At 32.6% G+C, this 15,635-nt stretch carries 21 protein-coding genes; 14 read left to right on the top strand and 7 right to left on the bottom strand.

What is annotated here, in order from left to right; genetic code table 11:
- Window positions 1-68 precede the first annotated feature (68 nt).
- The 5 genes from K5782_RS01425 to K5782_RS01405 all read left to right on the top strand — a co-directional run bounded on the left by K5782_RS01425 (window position 69) and on the right by K5782_RS01405 (window position 3,599).
- On the top strand, window positions 69-767 hold the full coding sequence (locus K5782_RS01425) for a hypothetical protein (protein WP_297463423.1): 699 nt from the start codon (window positions 69-71) through the stop codon (window positions 765-767).
- Window positions 768-908: 141 nt separating this feature from the next.
- Complete coding sequence (locus tag K5782_RS01420; protein ID WP_297463421.1) at window positions 909-1,805, top strand: prenyltransferase; 897 nt, start codon at window positions 909-911, stop codon at window positions 1,803-1,805.
- A gap of 30 nt (window positions 1,806-1,835) precedes the next feature.
- Window positions 1,836-2,936, top strand: a complete 1,101-nt coding sequence (locus tag K5782_RS01415) for an aldo/keto reductase (RefSeq protein ID WP_297463419.1) — start codon at window positions 1,836-1,838, stop codon at window positions 2,934-2,936.
- A gap of 85 nt (window positions 2,937-3,021) precedes the next feature.
- Window positions 3,022-3,387, top strand: coding sequence for a DUF6659 family protein (locus tag K5782_RS01410; RefSeq protein ID WP_297463417.1), 366 nt, complete (start codon window positions 3,022-3,024; stop codon window positions 3,385-3,387).
- Between the two features lie 65 nt (window positions 3,388-3,452).
- A complete protein-coding gene (locus K5782_RS01405) occupies window positions 3,453-3,599 on the top strand; it encodes a YHS domain-containing protein (RefSeq protein ID WP_007550681.1) in 147 nt (48 codons plus the stop codon).
- On the opposite strand, the gene K5782_RS01400 is transcribed toward K5782_RS01405, so the two are convergent.
- Entirely contained in the window at window positions 3,596-4,540 is a 945-nt protein-coding gene (locus K5782_RS01400) for an asparagine synthase-related protein (protein ID WP_297463412.1), read from the bottom strand. The two genes, K5782_RS01405 and K5782_RS01400, sit on opposite strands and share 4 nt — an antisense overlap.
- A gap of 120 nt (window positions 4,541-4,660) precedes the next feature.
- On the opposite strand from K5782_RS01400, the gene K5782_RS01395 reads away from it, so the two are divergent.
- Window positions 4,661-5,077: a helix-turn-helix domain-containing protein gene (locus tag K5782_RS01395; protein WP_297463410.1), complete on the top strand. Its 417-nt coding sequence runs from the start codon at window positions 4,661-4,663 to the stop codon at window positions 5,075-5,077.
- Here K5782_RS01395 and K5782_RS01390 read toward each other — a convergent pair.
- Entirely contained in the window at window positions 5,074-5,388 is a 315-nt protein-coding gene (locus tag K5782_RS01390; protein ID WP_048109753.1) for a ribonuclease P subunit p25 family protein, read from the bottom strand. The two genes, K5782_RS01395 and K5782_RS01390, sit on opposite strands and share 4 nt — an antisense overlap.
- Window positions 5,389-5,443: 55 nt before the next feature.
- A complete protein-coding gene (locus tag K5782_RS01385; protein WP_048109751.1) occupies window positions 5,444-5,959 on the bottom strand; it encodes a DNA-directed RNA polymerase subunit K in 516 nt (171 codons plus the stop codon).
- Between K5782_RS01385 and K5782_RS01380 the strand changes: the two genes are divergently transcribed.
- Entirely contained in the window at window positions 5,856-6,401 is a 546-nt protein-coding gene (locus K5782_RS01380; protein ID WP_297463406.1) for a cyclophilin-like fold protein, read from the top strand. The genes K5782_RS01385 and K5782_RS01380 overlap by 104 nt on opposite strands.
- Here the strand turns inward: K5782_RS01380 and K5782_RS01375 are convergent.
- Complete coding sequence (locus K5782_RS01375; protein WP_297463403.1) at window positions 6,380-6,709, bottom strand: MarR family transcriptional regulator; 330 nt, start codon at window positions 6,707-6,709, stop codon at window positions 6,380-6,382. The two genes, K5782_RS01380 and K5782_RS01375, sit on opposite strands and share 22 nt — an antisense overlap.
- Window positions 6,710-6,833: 124 nt before the next feature.
- On the opposite strand from K5782_RS01375, the gene K5782_RS01370 reads away from it, so the two are divergent.
- On the top strand, window positions 6,834-7,046 hold the full coding sequence (locus K5782_RS01370) for a hypothetical protein (protein WP_297463401.1): 213 nt from the start codon (window positions 6,834-6,836) through the stop codon (window positions 7,044-7,046).
- Here K5782_RS01370 and speY read toward each other — a convergent pair.
- Window positions 7,043-8,146, bottom strand: a complete 1,104-nt coding sequence (gene speY, locus K5782_RS01365; protein WP_297463399.1) for a deoxyhypusine synthase — start codon at window positions 8,144-8,146, stop codon at window positions 7,043-7,045. The two genes, K5782_RS01370 and speY, sit on opposite strands and share 4 nt — an antisense overlap.
- A 126-nt stretch (window positions 8,147-8,272) precedes the next feature.
- Window positions 8,273-10,075, bottom strand: coding sequence for a potassium transporter TrkG (locus tag K5782_RS01360; RefSeq protein ID WP_297463397.1), 1,803 nt, complete (start codon window positions 10,073-10,075; stop codon window positions 8,273-8,275).
- Window positions 10,076-10,221: 146 nt separating this feature from the next.
- Here K5782_RS01360 and K5782_RS01355 point away from each other — a divergent pair, with 146 nt between their 5' ends.
- The 6 genes from K5782_RS01355 to K5782_RS01330 all read left to right on the top strand — a co-directional run bounded on the left by K5782_RS01355 (window position 10,222) and on the right by K5782_RS01330 (window position 15,031).
- On the top strand, window positions 10,222-10,566 hold the full coding sequence (locus tag K5782_RS01355; RefSeq protein WP_297463395.1) for a rhodanese-like domain-containing protein: 345 nt from the start codon (window positions 10,222-10,224) through the stop codon (window positions 10,564-10,566).
- 6 nt (window positions 10,567-10,572) lie between these two features.
- A complete protein-coding gene (locus K5782_RS01350) occupies window positions 10,573-10,917 on the top strand; it encodes a hypothetical protein (protein ID WP_297463392.1) in 345 nt (114 codons plus the stop codon).
- 150 nt (window positions 10,918-11,067) lie between these two features.
- Entirely contained in the window at window positions 11,068-11,469 is a 402-nt protein-coding gene (locus tag K5782_RS01345; RefSeq protein WP_297463390.1) for a hypothetical protein, read from the top strand.
- 140 nt (window positions 11,470-11,609) lie between these two features.
- A complete protein-coding gene (locus K5782_RS01340; RefSeq protein ID WP_297463389.1) occupies window positions 11,610-13,484 on the top strand; it encodes a threonine--tRNA ligase in 1,875 nt (624 codons plus the stop codon).
- A gap of 2 nt (window positions 13,485-13,486) precedes the next feature.
- Complete coding sequence (speB, locus tag K5782_RS01335; protein ID WP_297463387.1) at window positions 13,487-14,368, top strand: agmatinase; 882 nt, start codon at window positions 13,487-13,489, stop codon at window positions 14,366-14,368.
- Window positions 14,369-14,449: 81 nt separating this feature from the next.
- A complete protein-coding gene (locus K5782_RS01330; protein WP_297463385.1) occupies window positions 14,450-15,031 on the top strand; it encodes a CDP-alcohol phosphatidyltransferase family protein in 582 nt (193 codons plus the stop codon).
- A gap of 197 nt (window positions 15,032-15,228) precedes the next feature.
- On the opposite strand, the gene K5782_RS01325 is transcribed toward K5782_RS01330, so the two are convergent.
- Window positions 15,229-15,516, bottom strand: coding sequence for a 30S ribosomal protein S26e (locus K5782_RS01325; protein ID WP_048110421.1), 288 nt, complete (start codon window positions 15,514-15,516; stop codon window positions 15,229-15,231).
- Window positions 15,517-15,635 lie beyond the last annotated feature (119 nt).

Raw genomic sequence — 15,635 nt, 5'->3', positions numbered from 1 at the left:
AATTTTCAAAAATGTTGTGCATTTCGAGCTCACATTTTTATAATAATTCCTTACTGTGATTATTTTTAATGACTAATACATTACATCTTATGTCGATACTTGTAATTGCTGGAATCTTGATTGGTTCTGTGTCAGTTAGCAGTAATGTTTTTGCAACATATGACAAAAATGAAAATAGAGGGAATGGCGTACAAAGTAGTTCAAATGCCAATCTTTATGTAAATTCACTGTCTTTTAATTATGAAGACGTTCTTAGTTTTGACAGCTGTGATTTGGTTGTACCTCCCTGTATATTGATCAATCCATTTGATCCTGATAATCATGATGATGTTTTCATTGCAGATCCTGCACTTCTAAATACCAGAACATTGGTTGCAGTTAATGTTCATGAACAAGACAATTTTCCTACTGATTTGGGAGATATTGTTGATTTTCCAGAATGTTTTACAATGGCATTGGCAAACATCAATGGTATCAATGGAATTTACATAGAATGTAATTCTATTGACACTGGAATAATAGATGTCACTTATTCGTTCACAGATCCTCTAGATGATGACGCAAAAGATGATGACCGCGGCGATGATCATGATGATGATCATGATGATGAACATGACGATGATTATGATGACCACTATGATAAATACAAGAACGACGATAAATACAAGAACGACGATAAATACAAGAACGACGATAAATACAAGAACGACGATAAATACAAGAACGACGATAAATACAAGAACGACGATAAGAATAAGAAAGATTAATCCTTTTTTCTTTTTTTATTTTATTAAATTTATAATTTAACTCTGATGTTTTAATGTATTTTTTATATTGAACATTATTTTTTTACTATTTTCATTATGTTTTTACATAGAAATATTATGTTGTATTTGTTTAATCCTTTGATGATCTCTGTATGGTTAAGAGTGATACGTGTCAAGTTTCTTTTAGCCTCAGTTATAGCTGTATTACTTGGTCTTGCAATAAATTGGAATCAAAATCATACTATTGAACTATTTGATGCTTTTTTGACCTTTGCTGGTGTAATGGCACTTCATGCTAGTGTTGATTTATTGAATGATTACTGGGATTACAAAAGAGGAATAGATACCACTACTAAACGAACCAAAATGAGTGGAGGAACAGGTGTTTTGCCAGAGGGATTACTCAAACCATCTTCTGTTTATCGTGCAGGAATTGGATTTTTAATTTTAGGTTCCATGATTGGATTTTATTTTGTATTTACTGATGGAATAATTATTGCTGCAATTTTGGGATTCGCAATTTTATCTATCTATTTTTATTCTACAAAAATTGTAGATTCTGGACTTGCTGAATTTTTTGTAGCAGTAAAGGGAACAATGATAGTGCTTGGAACTTTTTTTATTCAATCAAATCAAATTATCCTTGAATCAATTTTAGGAGGAATAGTTATAGGAGTTTTGTCTTCTCTGGTCTTATTTATCACATCTTTTCCTGATCATGATGCCGATAAATCTAAAGGACGAAAAACTCTGGTTATTGCAGTTGGTAAAAAAAGGGCAACATCTATTTTTTGGGTTTTTCCTTTAATTTCATATTTTGTAATTTTTACTGGAATCTTTTTAGGACTTTTTCCAATACTGTCTCTTATTACGATACTTGGTATTCCATTATTGATGAAAGCAGGTCTTGATCTTAGAAAAAATTTTGATGCTGTAGATGAATTAATTCCATCAATGTCTAACACACTAAAGTTTAGCCGAATTACTGGTGCATTATTTGTACTAAGTTTTTTGTTTGATGCACTATTAATCAACTAGACATAAATTCAGTAACGTTTGATGATTTTTATGATTACTGGATTTGCTACATCTGAAGGTACAGCAAAATTTGCTAAAAACTCAAGCGTAAATTCATTAAATTTTAAGAAAATACACGGCCTTGAATTATCTAATGTTGGTATTGGTACCTATCTTGGAGATCCAAATGAACAGACAGACATGCTTGTAAAAAATGCAGTAAAACAATCTGTTTTATCTGGAATTAATGTGATTGATACTGCAATTAATTATAGAGCACAAAAAGCTGAACGTTCTGTTGGAAAAGCAATCTCTGACTTGATCAATGAAGGAAAAATTACTCGTGATCAAATTTTCATTAGTACAAAAAATGGATATATCACAAATGATGCTGATGTAAAACAAGAATTTTGGGAATATATTAAAACTGAATATACTCAAAAAGGGATACTAAAAGAAGGTGATGTGTCCTCCGGATACCATTGCATGACTCCTAGATATCTTGATAATCAACTAGAACGTAGTTTGAAAAATCTTGGTTTAGATTGTGTTGATTTGATATACTTGCATAATGCTGTAGAGGGTCAAATCAAAGATATCTCAAAAGAAAAGTTTTTGGAAAATCTAAAACAGGTCTTTGAATTATATGAGCAAAAACGAAGCGAAGGAAAAATAAAATTTTATGGTATGGCAACATGGGAGTGTTTTCGAGTTTCTTCTGATAATCCACAATATCTTTCATTAGAAGATACAGTAGAATTGGCAAAAACTATTGGTGGTGAAAATCATGGATTTCGCTTTATTCAACTTCCATTTAACATGTATTATGATCAAGCACTACTGGCAAAGAATCAAACACTTGCTGGAAAATCTATTTCTATATTGGAAGCTGCATCCAAGTTGAATGTTGGAGTATTTACAAGTGTGCCATTAATGCAAGGAAGATTACTAACACCTGGTGCTATGCCAGAGTTTAACGAACTAAAACCATCCATTCGCGCCTTACAGTTCATTCGTTCATCCCCTGGTGTAATATCTCCACTGGTAGGACAAAAATCACCATCACACGTTTCTGAAAATCTTGAGATAATGAAAATTCCTCCAATGCCTGAGGAAGAATTTCTTGCATTAGTTAAGAAATTAACTTCATGATTTCAAAAATTGTTTATTCATGCGTTAAATATATGAATTCTATGGAAAGATAATAAATGGGTAATTTGAGATTATAATCAGAAATTTGTCTTCTAAGATTTTTGATTATTCTGCTATTTGTAAAACAATTTTGGCGTTAGACCCCAAAATAAGATTTGCCGGAGTAATTAATGAGCGAGGAAGATTAGTTGCTGGTGGAATGAAAGAAAATGTTGAACCATTAGAAAATGAAAAAGATGACGAGATGATCTTTATGGAGCTTGCATTGAGAGTAAAAATGAGAAAAGAATTTGATAAACAATTGGGTCCAGTAAATTTTGCATTAGCATCAAGAGAACGTGCATTAGCAATTAGTTTTCTAGTTAATGATGATATTTTGTATGTTGTTTCAGAACCTGACGCTGATTATGGCATACTTCCAAAAAAAATATTGAAAATAATTCATTCATAATTTTTACCCTGTCTTTTGTTCAAATCCAACATATCTATAAATAGAAATGATCTGTGAAAAAATTTGTGCCAGTAGATCCAGTTTGTGGAATTGAACTTTCTGAAGAATTAGCAGTAACTCATGAATATGATGGGAAAAAACTATTTTTTTGTTGTAATGGATGCAGGAAAATTTTCATTCGAAAACCAAAAAAATGGAAGAAAAATATCTAAATTGGAAAAGCTCCACACATACGACAAAATTTTGATTTTTCTACATTGAAATTGCAATAAGGGCATGACTCTGTGTCTTGATTCTTTGTAGGCACCTGATACATTTTTCTATAAATTTCATAATAATACATGGATTCCTTTGTTCTTATTGTGACTTCATCTGCATCTTGTATTTTCTTTTTCTTTTCTAAAAACATTTGATCGTTTATCACAGAATCAAACAAATTTGAAAGTCCTGCAGTACCTGATCCATCTTGCATGGGTGCTTTTTCTCTCCATGCAATTTGCATTGGGATGTTTTTCTCAAATGTTTTTCTGAGAATCCACTTTCCATATCTCTTTGCTTTTTCTTCTCTAACTTTGAGGTTTGATGGAATTGTCTTTGCAAATTCTATGACATTTTCATTCAAAAACGGTGATTCTACTGTTATCCCTAGTGATTTACCTATCTCTTGCGTTGGAAAATGCATTACAGAACATACTCTTTGTATTTCTTTTTCTAGTTCTTCTTCGGATTTTTTTATCAAAAAATTATATCCTGCAAATAACTCATCTGCGCCATCGCCTGTAATAATTCCTGAACTATTTTGATCCTTTGCCCACTTTATTGCCAGGTACATGACCACATTATTTCTAATTTCTATATCGTTAAAGTTTCTTAGAATTTTTATGGTTTCTTCTATGGCATTTAAAATATCTGTAGTGCTTACTTGATTGATTGTTAATGGCATGTTAAATTCCTTTGATGCTCTTTGAGAGTATGTAAGATCACTTGCAACAAAGTCTTTTGCTATTATTGCAATTGACTTTGGTTTTCGTTCTTTTAGAAAATATGCTATAATTGTACTATCTAATCCTCCCGATATTGCTATTGAATTTGATTTGCATGACTCACATGACTCTTTTAAAATATTATACAGTTTTTTAGAAATATCTTCCAACGAGTCAATTATATTTTTGAAGCTAAAATAGGTTAGCCTAATTAATTATTGGCTAATCTGCCGTTTAGGCAACTTTGTGTATTGCAAACTTTAAATCCTTTATCAAAACTTTGTGGAGTAATGTTACTTCCTGCAGAAATTGAATCCAAGACATTGATTCCTGCATTGCGAGCAATTCTTGCTAAAAAATTAGCTGAAGATCATAATATTCGTGAAGACGAAATTTCAAAAATGCTTGGAGTTACACAAGCAGCTATTAGTAACTACATCCGTGGAACTCGTGGTGATCCATCTTTAATTGCAAAACTTTTGGCAGAAAAACAAGTCTCTATTCTAATTGATGAGTTAACTGATAACTTATCATCCGATATGGCTTATACCCCATCTAGTCTTTCAAAATTTATTGGTCTTTGTAATTATATCAAATCAAGCTTGTTGATTTGTGAAATTCATCACAATTTAGAATCTGATATAGATGAACAAGTTTGTAAAGAATGTGAAAACATGCTTCTAAAGGGTCCTGGTAGTGTTTACTAGGTTTTAATTAAAATAATTTCTATATTTGAAGTCATCCTTCCAATCCCCGCGGCTGCTTCAGTATCTAGTTTTATCTTCTCGACTTTTGAATTCCCATGTAGCATCTTTTCAGTAATAATATTTGCAACTGCAACTGCATTTGGAATCGAATTTCCAACTGCTCGAAGTATTACTTTCTTTTTATTTCCTAAAATTGGTAATACATCTAGAGCTACTTGCATCACTGGATCATTTCTGATATGAAGTATAGTCGTCTCAGGTTTGTTGATCTGTTCTTGACCGTATTCTTTTTTAATCTCTTCCATGAGCATTATTCAATAATCCGCAATTTTGTGTTCTATTAAGTTTTATCGACGATTGATTCACTTAATCAAAGTATTCTATTGGTATGTTTTGATAATCTCCATTAGGGAGTACTCTTCTTATGGTGATTGGTATCACTTTTTGTTCTAATTCCTCCATGGATATGTCTAGTGATATTCTAGCAGTTTTTGGAATTGGAATGAATGGAGGTGCTCCTAATGATAATTGTAATGCTCTTGCACCCATAATTCTTGCCTTTTCAAATCTTGTTAGTGTTGGTGGTCCAATTGTTATCTTACCCTTTTCACATGGGATCTCTACTGGGTCGTGTTCTGAAATTGTTTCGACGACTTCTCGTGATTCAATTTCTTTAATTCTTTTTTCTAGTGCCTCTTGTTGTTTTTCAGTTAATGGTTCTAGACCTTCGTTTTTTTCAATTAATTTTCGATAAGTGTCTAACGCTTTGTTTAATCCAGTGTTAATCTCTACATCTCCTTCAAAAACTTCCTCTACTTCAGGAGCTTCTACATATTCTTCTGGTTCTTCTACAATTAATTCAGCTTCGTTAGAATCCGACAAGTACCCAAATTCTCTCAAAGCGTTATATAATCCAATAATTTTAAACTACAAATTGAGCTCGCCTTCAGTCTCGCGAAAACAGATAATTTTGGAAATTAAGGGAAAAACAAAGATCCGATGTGATCTAAAACGCCATTTGTCTCCCCGTACAGTTGGGACAATAATGAGATCTTTGCCATTGGAGGGACACGCTCATTTTCTGGGAAAACATATTGCTTATTTTGAAACTGTACTTGATTCTGGAATTGAAAGATCCACAAAAGAATTCAAAAAAGGAGATATTGCTTTTTTGTCTTCTACCGGCAGTGTCTGCTTTTTTATCGATGATGTTTCTCCCGGAAAAATTATGACTCCTATTGGAAAAATGTTAGAAAACATTGATGCACTAAAAGATGTGAAATCTGGAGACGTTTTTTATCTCTATGAGGAAACTGCTTGGTAGATGTAATGTCCGCTATATCCACCGGCACGCTTTACAATGCCTTTCTTTGTTGATTCTATTAAAAATGCGTTTGCTGCTGAAATTTTAACTCCTGTTTGTCTTGCAAGATCATGAACTGTTACGACTTTGGAATTTTTGATTATTTTGATTGCTTCTGCTTCATTTACCATTACTGTAATCTCTGCTTTACGTGGACCGCTCTCGCCTCTATCTTTTCGACTCTTCTTTGAATCTTTTGGATCCTTTCCATCCTTTGAATTTTGAGTCTTGTCCTGTTTTGCTGGACTGACTTTTTTTGTTCCACCCATATCGTCAGAAAAAAATATTCCTCTTATAAACGATGTATAATCTTGATTTTTTAAATTATAAATTGAAAAACTATGTTGGCATAATTTTTCTCAAATATAAATAACCTCGAATTTATCTATAATCATGGGTATTGTTTCAAAAGGTGCAAAGTGTAATGTCGATGGCTGTGACAAAGAAGGAGCCCGTTCATTAAATACAACCAAAGTAGAAAATGCCGGATTACGTGTAGTTTCTGTAGGCAAAAAAACAGTTCTTTGTAAAGAACATTACAAAGAATGGAAAAAAGAATCTAAAGATGATAGAGATCTAGAACGTGCTCGTTTTGACAAGTTTTAGGCTTTCTTTGTTCTTCTTGTTTTTTGTTTTTTGGTTTCAGTAGGTTTTTTCAAATAATCTGCTTGAAGCTTGTCATAATATTTTCCTAATTTCTTGTACAATCTTTTTGGTTCTCTTGATTTTTGATTACTAAGAACATATAATGCTAAAATGGGAAATGCAATTGTTGAATCTGCATATACTGTAATCATATCATGATGCGCATCTTGTACCTTACCCCAACTTTTTCCTTCTTGTAATGTTGCACCTGATAAACCTCCTGTGTCTGGTCTTGCATCTGTGATTTGTATCACATAGTCTTGACCTCCATCGTTTCTTTGCAATATTTGGTCTAACATTGGGCCTGTTTGTTGAGCCGTATTCTTTGGAACTCCCCCTCCAAGCTCCAATATGCCTGATTTTTTTGAATTATATAAAATCGCAGCTTGTTCAATTATCTCTTTGACAAAATCTAATTTGTATACCTTATCATGTAATCTATGTACTGCTAAATTCATTGCTATAGATGAATCCTTCATTGTGGAGATATACACTGGAACATCATATTCGTATGCTGTTGTGATGAAACTTTTTTCTGGATGTTTTGCTTTTTCTTTACTCATTTTTCCCAACAAATTACAAAATTCTGCAGTTGTAAATGGTTTATCTGTAAAATCATTTGCAAATAATTTCTGAATGATTAAATCTTCAGCTTCTAATGTCTCATGAAATTTTATGTATACGTCTCTAATTCGCACAATTTCATTTTCATACAACTTCATATCGTCAACATCAAAATGTCCTTGTTTAACAGGTAAGCCCCAAGCAAAATGATCCTCGTGATAGACATTGGCGCCAGTTGTTATGATCCAGTCAATGAATCCTCGTTCTATCAAAGTTTTGATAATTCCCCCAAACCCTACAGGTGTCATTGCTCCTGATACCGTTAGGCATATGGTTGCATCTTCTTTGATCATTTTTGCAAATAGCTTTGCAGCTTCACCTAACTGTCTGCCATTGTACCCCGAGCTTGCAAAAACATCCACAAGATCTTCAATTGTCATATTTGGATCTAATTTTATGTGAGGAATATCTTTACCATGAAATTTGTGTGGGTCCACTTCTATACGCAAAATTTAACTGTAAATAATACTTGCGCTCATATTTACCCAGTATTTTGAAATTATTTTTGGAATTAATATTTGTTGAATAGTTTTTTCCAAACCCATTATGTTATGTCTTCGATTTTACTTCATCAGTTTTGGAATGAATAGATACACCAGTAAAATTATCTCAATTCTTCCAAGGATCATCAAAAATCCAAATATTATCGTCATTGTAGGATCCAACTCTGAGCTGACAGTTCCTGCACCATGTCCCGTGGTTGTAATAGCAGAAATTCCGTCAAAAAACGCATTTTGAAAATCATATCCTATTGTATACATGTATGTGGCAATTAAAAGTGGAACAATAACAGATACTGCCAAAATTATAATTCCAACTATGATGTCTTTTTTATCTGATTCAGATATATGTGCATTTTTTCTATTAAAGACATGTCTGATTTTTGCTAGATGCATAAATCTGAAAATCTTGATACCTCCCGCCGTAGAAAATCCACATCCTCCAATTACCATGGCAGTGGTGATTATTGTAAGTGCAAGTGGATTTATGTTCTCTAGATTTGTTGTTTGAAATCCCGTAGTTGTACTTGCTGAAATCATATTAAATATTCCTTCTTGCCAATTTAGCCCCATTGATAATGTGAATGTAATACAAAAAATAACTAGTAGACTTAGATACACTAATACTTCTCTAGTTAATTTAACTGTGAGAAATTTTTTTCTAACAAATGCATAATGCACACTAAATGGCAGTGACCCAAGTATCATTGCAGCCATCAATACTGTATATTTTGGCGTAGTAAAATCATCAAATATTTTTGAATCTGGACTAGTACCACCTGTTGATAATGCACTAAATGCTAGTGCAAAATCATCTAGTATTTCACCTTCACCTAAATAAAATAACAGTAAAGTAATTGATATTGCATAAATTGAAAAAATTATTGTAATTGTTGCAAGTAAATTTTTTAGATGTGGGACATTTCCTGAAATGAACCCTCGCATCATTTTGATTTGTCTTTCTGAATAAAACACAGTAACAATCAGATAGATAAAACTCAAACCTCCTACAAACTGAGCATATCCACGATAAAATGTAAAACTTCTTGGCAAGTCTTCAGGATTTTGTACAAGCGAAAATCCACCAGTTGTAAATCCCGCAGAACTTTCAAAAAATCCATCTGCAAATAATTCTAGAAGATCATTAGACCCAAAATCAATTACAAAAAGTTGAGGTATCATGCCAAACAATACTAAAATTATGAAACTTGCAAAAACTAGAATTGCAGTTCCTCTTAATGTCAAAGGATGCTTTTGGCCATAAGAATTCATGAAAAAACCAGAAATGATTAATAAAATTGACATTAGATATATTCCCGTTGCAACAACAGAGTCGTTTAGTATCGTTGCAACAATTCCTGGAATGAACATCAATACTCCAGTAAACTGTAATATGACACCGAGATTCCAAATAATTCCTAAAAACGTGGATTGTTTTTGTTGCTTGATCAATGATCTTTTGACAAGATTAGCTATTGTATCCAAGTAAAGCATTCCTACTACCATCTCGCTATTTGATAATACTGCTAATTTTCGAATTTTTTTCTCACGCATTATTGCAAGCGCTTCAGAAATAGTTTGATTTTCTCTAATTGTGATTAATGGAAATATCATGATATCTCCTAGTGTTGTCTTTGTTGGGTTGACAAATGACTCACTTAATTTTGTCAAAATATCTTCGTCTGTAACTATTCCTAATGGATTGTACAATTCATCCACTACGATAATTTCATCTAGATCTTTTTTTTTTAATATTGTACATGCTTCAGAAACTCTGACATGTTCTGATAACATTAGAATATTTGTTCTATAATACTGTGATACTTTTTTATTAAAATAATCTGTCTGATTATTCTCTTGAGACAATCACGCTTCCCCTAGAATCCCTATTGATTAAGTTTGTGGCATGTAGTCAGAAAATAAATACGTTATACTATTGATCTGCTTTAACTGTCATGTGAATTTTAGACTAATCTTTAAACTAGAACAATTAACTGGTAGTTGAGATTAAAATGAAAAATTCTAATGCTGAGATTGGGTTTACTTCTTCTGAATTATTAAATTTGATTAAAACTGATAATAATATTGTGATTTATGACTTGCGAAAAAAAGAAGAGTTTGCTAAAGGGTATATCAAAAAATCTAGTTTAGTAAAATACACTGAAGGGAGTTTAATTGATATTTCAAAACATTCAAAGATAATTTTGATAAGTAAAGATGATGAACAATCAAAACAGATGGTGATATCTTTGCGTTCTCATGATATTGATGCCTATTATTTGATTGGTGGGATAAACAATTGGCCATATCGACTTTATTTTACAAATATTTCTTATGTGGGAACAAAATACTCATAACATATTATGAATATCATTGATTTACATGACCCTCAGAGAATAAACCGAAAACCTGATGAAGTTGTTGTATTGATTTCAGCTGGTAGTTTTGCTGAACAAGGGTTTCTGATAAACACAGTGGAACTTCGACTTTATGTTGAAAAAAATGATGAGAAATTAGGACCTTATTCGTTAATTACTTCTTTTGTTGGTACTGATAAGGGTTCAGTAGAGATGATTTATGACGAAGGATTTCGTGGTGATGATTCTCTTAAACGTGCAGCATTGTTTCTAAAATCTAATCTGGGTATTTCTGGATTGATTTTACGTTCAATAATTACCTTAAGAGATAAGATTGAAAATCAAAAATAATTGTTTTTGAAAAAATCCACATAAATTCACGCCTGTACCAACTTTATTTTTAATGTAAAACAATACCGTGTCAAATAATTCAAAAAGTAAACTTTTCAATCATATTTTATTATGATCCCGGATTAAATTCCCCTTGTTTTTAATAATGTTATGAAAGGCGATGTATTATTACAAAATATCAAAGTTAGCGAACTTGTTCCATTATCTACAGGGAAAAAGGCAAAGGAGACAAAATTACTAATTCGTGAAGCAATACTAACAAAGTTGGGCAAAAACATTAGTAATGTAAAGAAGAGATGTGCAGGAAAACCCCTGTCTCTTAGTATTACATTTTATCTACACACGGCAAAATATTCAAAAAAAGATCTTTCTGGTCTTTCTGATGTTGTTGTTAAAATTCTTGGAGAGGAAATGTCTACCAAGAAAGATGCGCTAAAAGGGCTGGAAATCATAACTGACCCAAGTTTGATTTGTAGGGTTATCCTAGAAAAAAATCTAATTAAAAAAGACGTAAAAGAAGAATTTTCATTTTCTATATATGAATGGGGTTAGTGTAAATATTGTATTCTTCTAAAACCTGTTTTTCAATTGAATCTTTTTAGGTAAATTTAGGCACGATCTAACCGTTTCTCATTTCTATATGTGACTGAACTAGCCAAAGATTTAATTCAATTATTATTTGGTTTGAGATTATGCGTATACTGCAACTGCACTGTGATAGCATAGAGTACACTCCAACAAAAAAGGAGATCAAAAGTGCTGAAGAGATTGTTCCTGAAACAAAAAGATTGGAAGAAGTTGTTGTTGTTTTTGTAGCCATTGAAAATGGCGACGATTCATCTGTTGCTCAAAGTGCAATTTCACAAATAAAAAATTCTATGACAAAAATTGGATGTAAAAAATTACTATTATATCCATATGCTCATCTTAGCTCAAATTTAGCAGCGCCATCTACTGCATTATCATTACTTAAAGAGATGGAGTCTTCTGCAACTGAACTTGAAGTATCTCATTCGCCGTTTGGTTGGACAAAATCATATCACATTCAAGTTAAAGGACACCCATTAGCTGAAAGTTCCAAAGTTGTAACAAAAGAAAATCTTGGTGAAAAAACACCAACTGAAGAAAAAGAGATGACTTCTGAAGCGCTAAAAGGAGAATCAAAAATTACTTCGTATTGGAAGATACTTTCTCCTGACGGAACTCTTGAAAATATTGGAGATTTTAATTTCTCAAAATACCCTAAACTTGAAGTACTTGCAAAATATGAATCAGCAAAAAAACGAGCAGTAGATGAACCGCCACCCCATGTTGCATTGATGAAAAAAATGGGAATTGCAGACTACGAACCAGCATCTGATTCTGGAAACATGCGTTTTTTTCCAAACGGTCGTTTGATAAAATCCCTCATTGAAAGATTTGTTACCGATAAAGTCAAAGAGTACGGTGGTTACGAAGTTGAGACTCCAATTATGTATGATTCGCATCATCCAAGTATGGTTAGCTATTTCAATAGATTTCCTGCAAGACAATACAACATTGACTCTGAAGGAAAAAAACTATTTTTAAGATTTGCAGCCTGTTTTGGGCAATTTTTGATGGCAAATGAATTTCAAATGTCCTACAAGAATCTGCCTTATCGATTATACGAGTTAACTCGTTATAGTTTTAGGCGCGAGCAATCCGGAGAGTTGGTAGGATTAAGACGACTACGAGCATTTACTATGCCTGATTGTCATGCATTTTGCAAAGATATGACACAATCAATAGAAGAAATCAAAGTTAGATTTGATTTATCTTGCAATGTCCTAAAAGAACTTGGAATTGTAGAGTCTGATTATGAGATGGCAATTAGATTTACTGAGGATTTCTATAATGAAAACAAATCATCAATTAATGAATTAGTAAAGAAACATGGTAGACCAGTGCTTGTCGAAATGTGGAAAGAAAAATTCTTTTATTTTGTTTTAAAATGGGAATTTAACTTTGTAGATTCTATGGGAAAAGCATCTGCTCTTTCTACTGATCAAATTGATGTTGAAAATGGGAATCGTTATGGTATTGAATTTGTAGATGAGCATAATACTCGCAAAAATCCTATCATATTGCATAATTCTCCAAGTGGGGCAATTGAGCGAGTAATCTATGTAATTTTAGAAAAAGCAGCTCAGGAAATTAAAGAAGGAAAAAAACCCCAGTTTCCATTATGGCTTGCACCAACACAAGTTAGAGTAATTCCACTTAAAGAAGAATTTGCTACAATTTGTGATAACTTAGCTGATAGATTATCATCTCAAAATATCCGTGTAGACATTGATGATAGAAACGAAACTATAGGAAAGAGGATCAGAGATGCTGAAAGAGATTGGATTCGCTATACTTTGGTAATTGGAGAAAAAGAAGCAAATTCGGAAAATCTAAGTATTAGGGATAGGCAAACAGGAAATGTTAGAGAATTGACATTTGATGATTTTATTAATGAAATTAGTGAACAAACAAAAGGTAAACCCTTTGCCGGACTAAACCTTCCAAAATACCTTTCACACAGACCCCAGCTGATGGTGTAAACATGAGTTTTCTTGATTTATACATGAATAGAAATCCGATGATCACTGCTTCATCTGATGATTCAGAGCCTGTGGCTATTGTATTTGGAATTCCATTTGATTCAACTCATTCATACAAGCCTGGATGCCGATTTGGACCAGATGTGATTCGTGATGCTTTTAACAATATTGAGATATTTCATCCACAATTTGGTATTGATTTAGAATCTGTAAACATTGAAGATCTGGGAAATACTACTCATACTGTTGTTGCAAGTGAGATGATTGACATGGTTGGTAAGATCACAAAAGAACTAATTGAAAAGAAAAGACAATTGTTCATTTTAGGTGGGGAGCACTCACTTACATTTGGTACATACATGAGTTTTCCAAAAGAAACTGGCTATGTCGTGTTTGATGCTCATTATGATCTACGTGATGAATTTGCAAATACAAAATTAAGTCATGCTGCATATCTTAGAAGAATTGTAGAACAGAGAGGTGCAGATAACATATTGCATGTTGGTGCTCGTGCTTTTGTAAAAGAGGAACTTGAATTTCTAAAAAAAAATAACATCAAAACAATTTCTGACAAACAAGTAAGAGAAGGGAATGGCCCAAAAATGCTAAAAGATTTTACATCTTCTTTTGATTCTATGTATGCTAGTTTTGATCTTGATGTGTTAGATCCTGCATATGCCCCTGGCGTAGGAAACCCCGAAGCTGCAGGTATGACTTCTCGAGAATTATTTGATTTGATTTACTCACTTGAAAACAAGAATATAACAGGTGTTGATATCGTAGAATTAAACCCTCAATATGATAACGGTGCTACTGCCTCTATTGCTGCAAAGATAATGTCTACCTTAATTGCTATGAATCTATCTCGATTAAATTACAAATAAATTATTTTTTGATGTGATAGTTTTGAAATTTAAAATCATCAAAAATAAAATCCTCTTGAAAATACAATTGGGAAATTTACAATGCTAAATAATCTAAGGGAAACACTGCAACCAATACTTGAAAAGATTGGAAAGACATTTGCATCTGCTGGACTTTCACCAAACTTTTGGACAGTTATTGGTTTATTGTTTGCGCTTGCATCTGCCACAGTATATGGTATGGGGATTGAATTTGGATTAGTTATTGGTGGTGTTTTATTGTTAGTATCTGGATTTTTTGATATGGTAGATGGACAAGTTGCAAGAATTACTGGAAAAACTTCAAAGAAAGGATCTTATCTTGATTCAATGTTTGACAAGATTGCCGAAGTTGCAATATTTCTTGGATTGTTAATTGGCGGGTATGCTGAACCATATCTTGTAATGCTTGCAATCACATTATCGTTATTGGTAAGTTATGCTAGAGCAAAATCTGATGCACTTAACATCAATCTACAAGGAATTGGCATTGGTGAGAGAGCAGAACGTTTGTTGGTAATTGCAATAATTGGAATTATAGGGTATATGGAACCTGCTGTGATGATTGTTGTTGTAATTGCAGGAATTACGTTAATTCAAAGAATGATAACTACTGCTAAAAATATTAAAGAAAAATCTGAATAAATTTCTGATATTTCAATATTATTTGGTCACTAACGTTTTTTTATATTGAATAAATTTAGTATATTGCCCAACAATGAAGAATACTAGAGCATTGATTGTAGTACAAAATGATTCACTGTTTCACGATCTGAGAAGGGCAAAATTTTAACATGTGTCTAATTTTTAAATTGATAATTCAATTACGTTCAAGAAAAATTCTAACGCAGTTTTCCACGTTGTCTTCTACTGTCTTCAGATCTAATTTTTAAAATTTTAAAGTGAATTGCACAAGAGATACAATACCATTTCAAAACTGTTGGTGATGCGATATATGCCCCCTGAGCTCGTAGTTCTTTTGCCAAAGTATGTTCAACTAGATTGATTCTGCCAGTGACTTTCTTTGCTTTATCTTTTGGAACCGTACATCCGCAGTTTGTACATTGCACTGTTCCAGAGGATCCTTTACCTCCTTTAGTACGACCTCGACTTGCACGTTTAAGTGGCATGAAAATCATCGATTCCCCCTCCTTATATTCTTGTGTGCCTTTATTGTATTCTACCTAAGGTGTAAATGAATTCTGACATACTCTACATAATATATCACGATGATGAAATTATCTAGTAT

Origin of the sequence: Nitrosarchaeum sp., from assembly GCF_025699065.1 — an archaeon.
Taxonomy (GTDB): Archaea; Thermoproteota; Nitrososphaeria; order Nitrososphaerales; family Nitrosopumilaceae; genus Nitrosarchaeum.
This window is presented reverse-complemented; position numbering and strand designations above follow the sequence as displayed.

What these genes read in the sequence shown, in the direction of transcription:
- K5782_RS01415 (WP_297463419.1), top strand. Translation starts at nt 1,836, where the DNA reads ATGATTACTGGATTTGCTACATCTGAAGGTACAGCAAAATTTGCTAAA.
- K5782_RS01395 (WP_297463410.1), top strand. Translation starts at nt 4,661, where the DNA reads ATGTTACTTCCTGCAGAAATTGAATCCAAGACATTGATTCCTGCATTG.
- speB (WP_297463387.1), top strand. Translation starts at nt 13,487, where the DNA reads ATGAGTTTTCTTGATTTATACATGAATAGAAATCCGATGATCACTGCT.
- K5782_RS01340 (WP_297463389.1), top strand. Translation starts at nt 11,610, where the DNA reads ATGCGTATACTGCAACTGCACTGTGATAGCATAGAGTACACTCCAACA.
- K5782_RS01420 (WP_297463421.1), top strand. Translation starts at nt 909, where the DNA reads ATGATCTCTGTATGGTTAAGAGTGATACGTGTCAAGTTTCTTTTAGCC.
- K5782_RS01345 (WP_297463390.1), top strand. Translation starts at nt 11,068, where the DNA reads ATGAAAGGCGATGTATTATTACAAAATATCAAAGTTAGCGAACTTGTT.
- K5782_RS01370 (WP_297463401.1), top strand. Translation starts at nt 6,834, where the DNA reads ATGGGTATTGTTTCAAAAGGTGCAAAGTGTAATGTCGATGGCTGTGAC.
- K5782_RS01355 (WP_297463395.1), top strand. Translation starts at nt 10,222, where the DNA reads ATGAAAAATTCTAATGCTGAGATTGGGTTTACTTCTTCTGAATTATTA.
- K5782_RS01330 (WP_297463385.1), top strand. Translation starts at nt 14,450, where the DNA reads ATGCTAAATAATCTAAGGGAAACACTGCAACCAATACTTGAAAAGATT.
- K5782_RS01325 (WP_048110421.1), bottom strand. Translation starts at nt 15,516, where the DNA reads ATGCCACTTAAACGTGCAAGTCGAGGTCGTACTAAAGGAGGTAAAGGA.
- K5782_RS01425 (WP_297463423.1), top strand. Translation starts at nt 69, where the DNA reads ATGACTAATACATTACATCTTATGTCGATACTTGTAATTGCTGGAATC.
- K5782_RS01375 (WP_297463403.1), bottom strand. Translation starts at nt 6,709, where the DNA reads ATGGGTGGAACAAAAAAAGTCAGTCCAGCAAAACAGGACAAGACTCAA.
- K5782_RS01390 (WP_048109753.1), bottom strand. Translation starts at nt 5,388, where the DNA reads ATGCTCATGGAAGAGATTAAAAAAGAATACGGTCAAGAACAGATCAAC.
- K5782_RS01350 (WP_297463392.1), top strand. Translation starts at nt 10,573, where the DNA reads ATGAATATCATTGATTTACATGACCCTCAGAGAATAAACCGAAAACCT.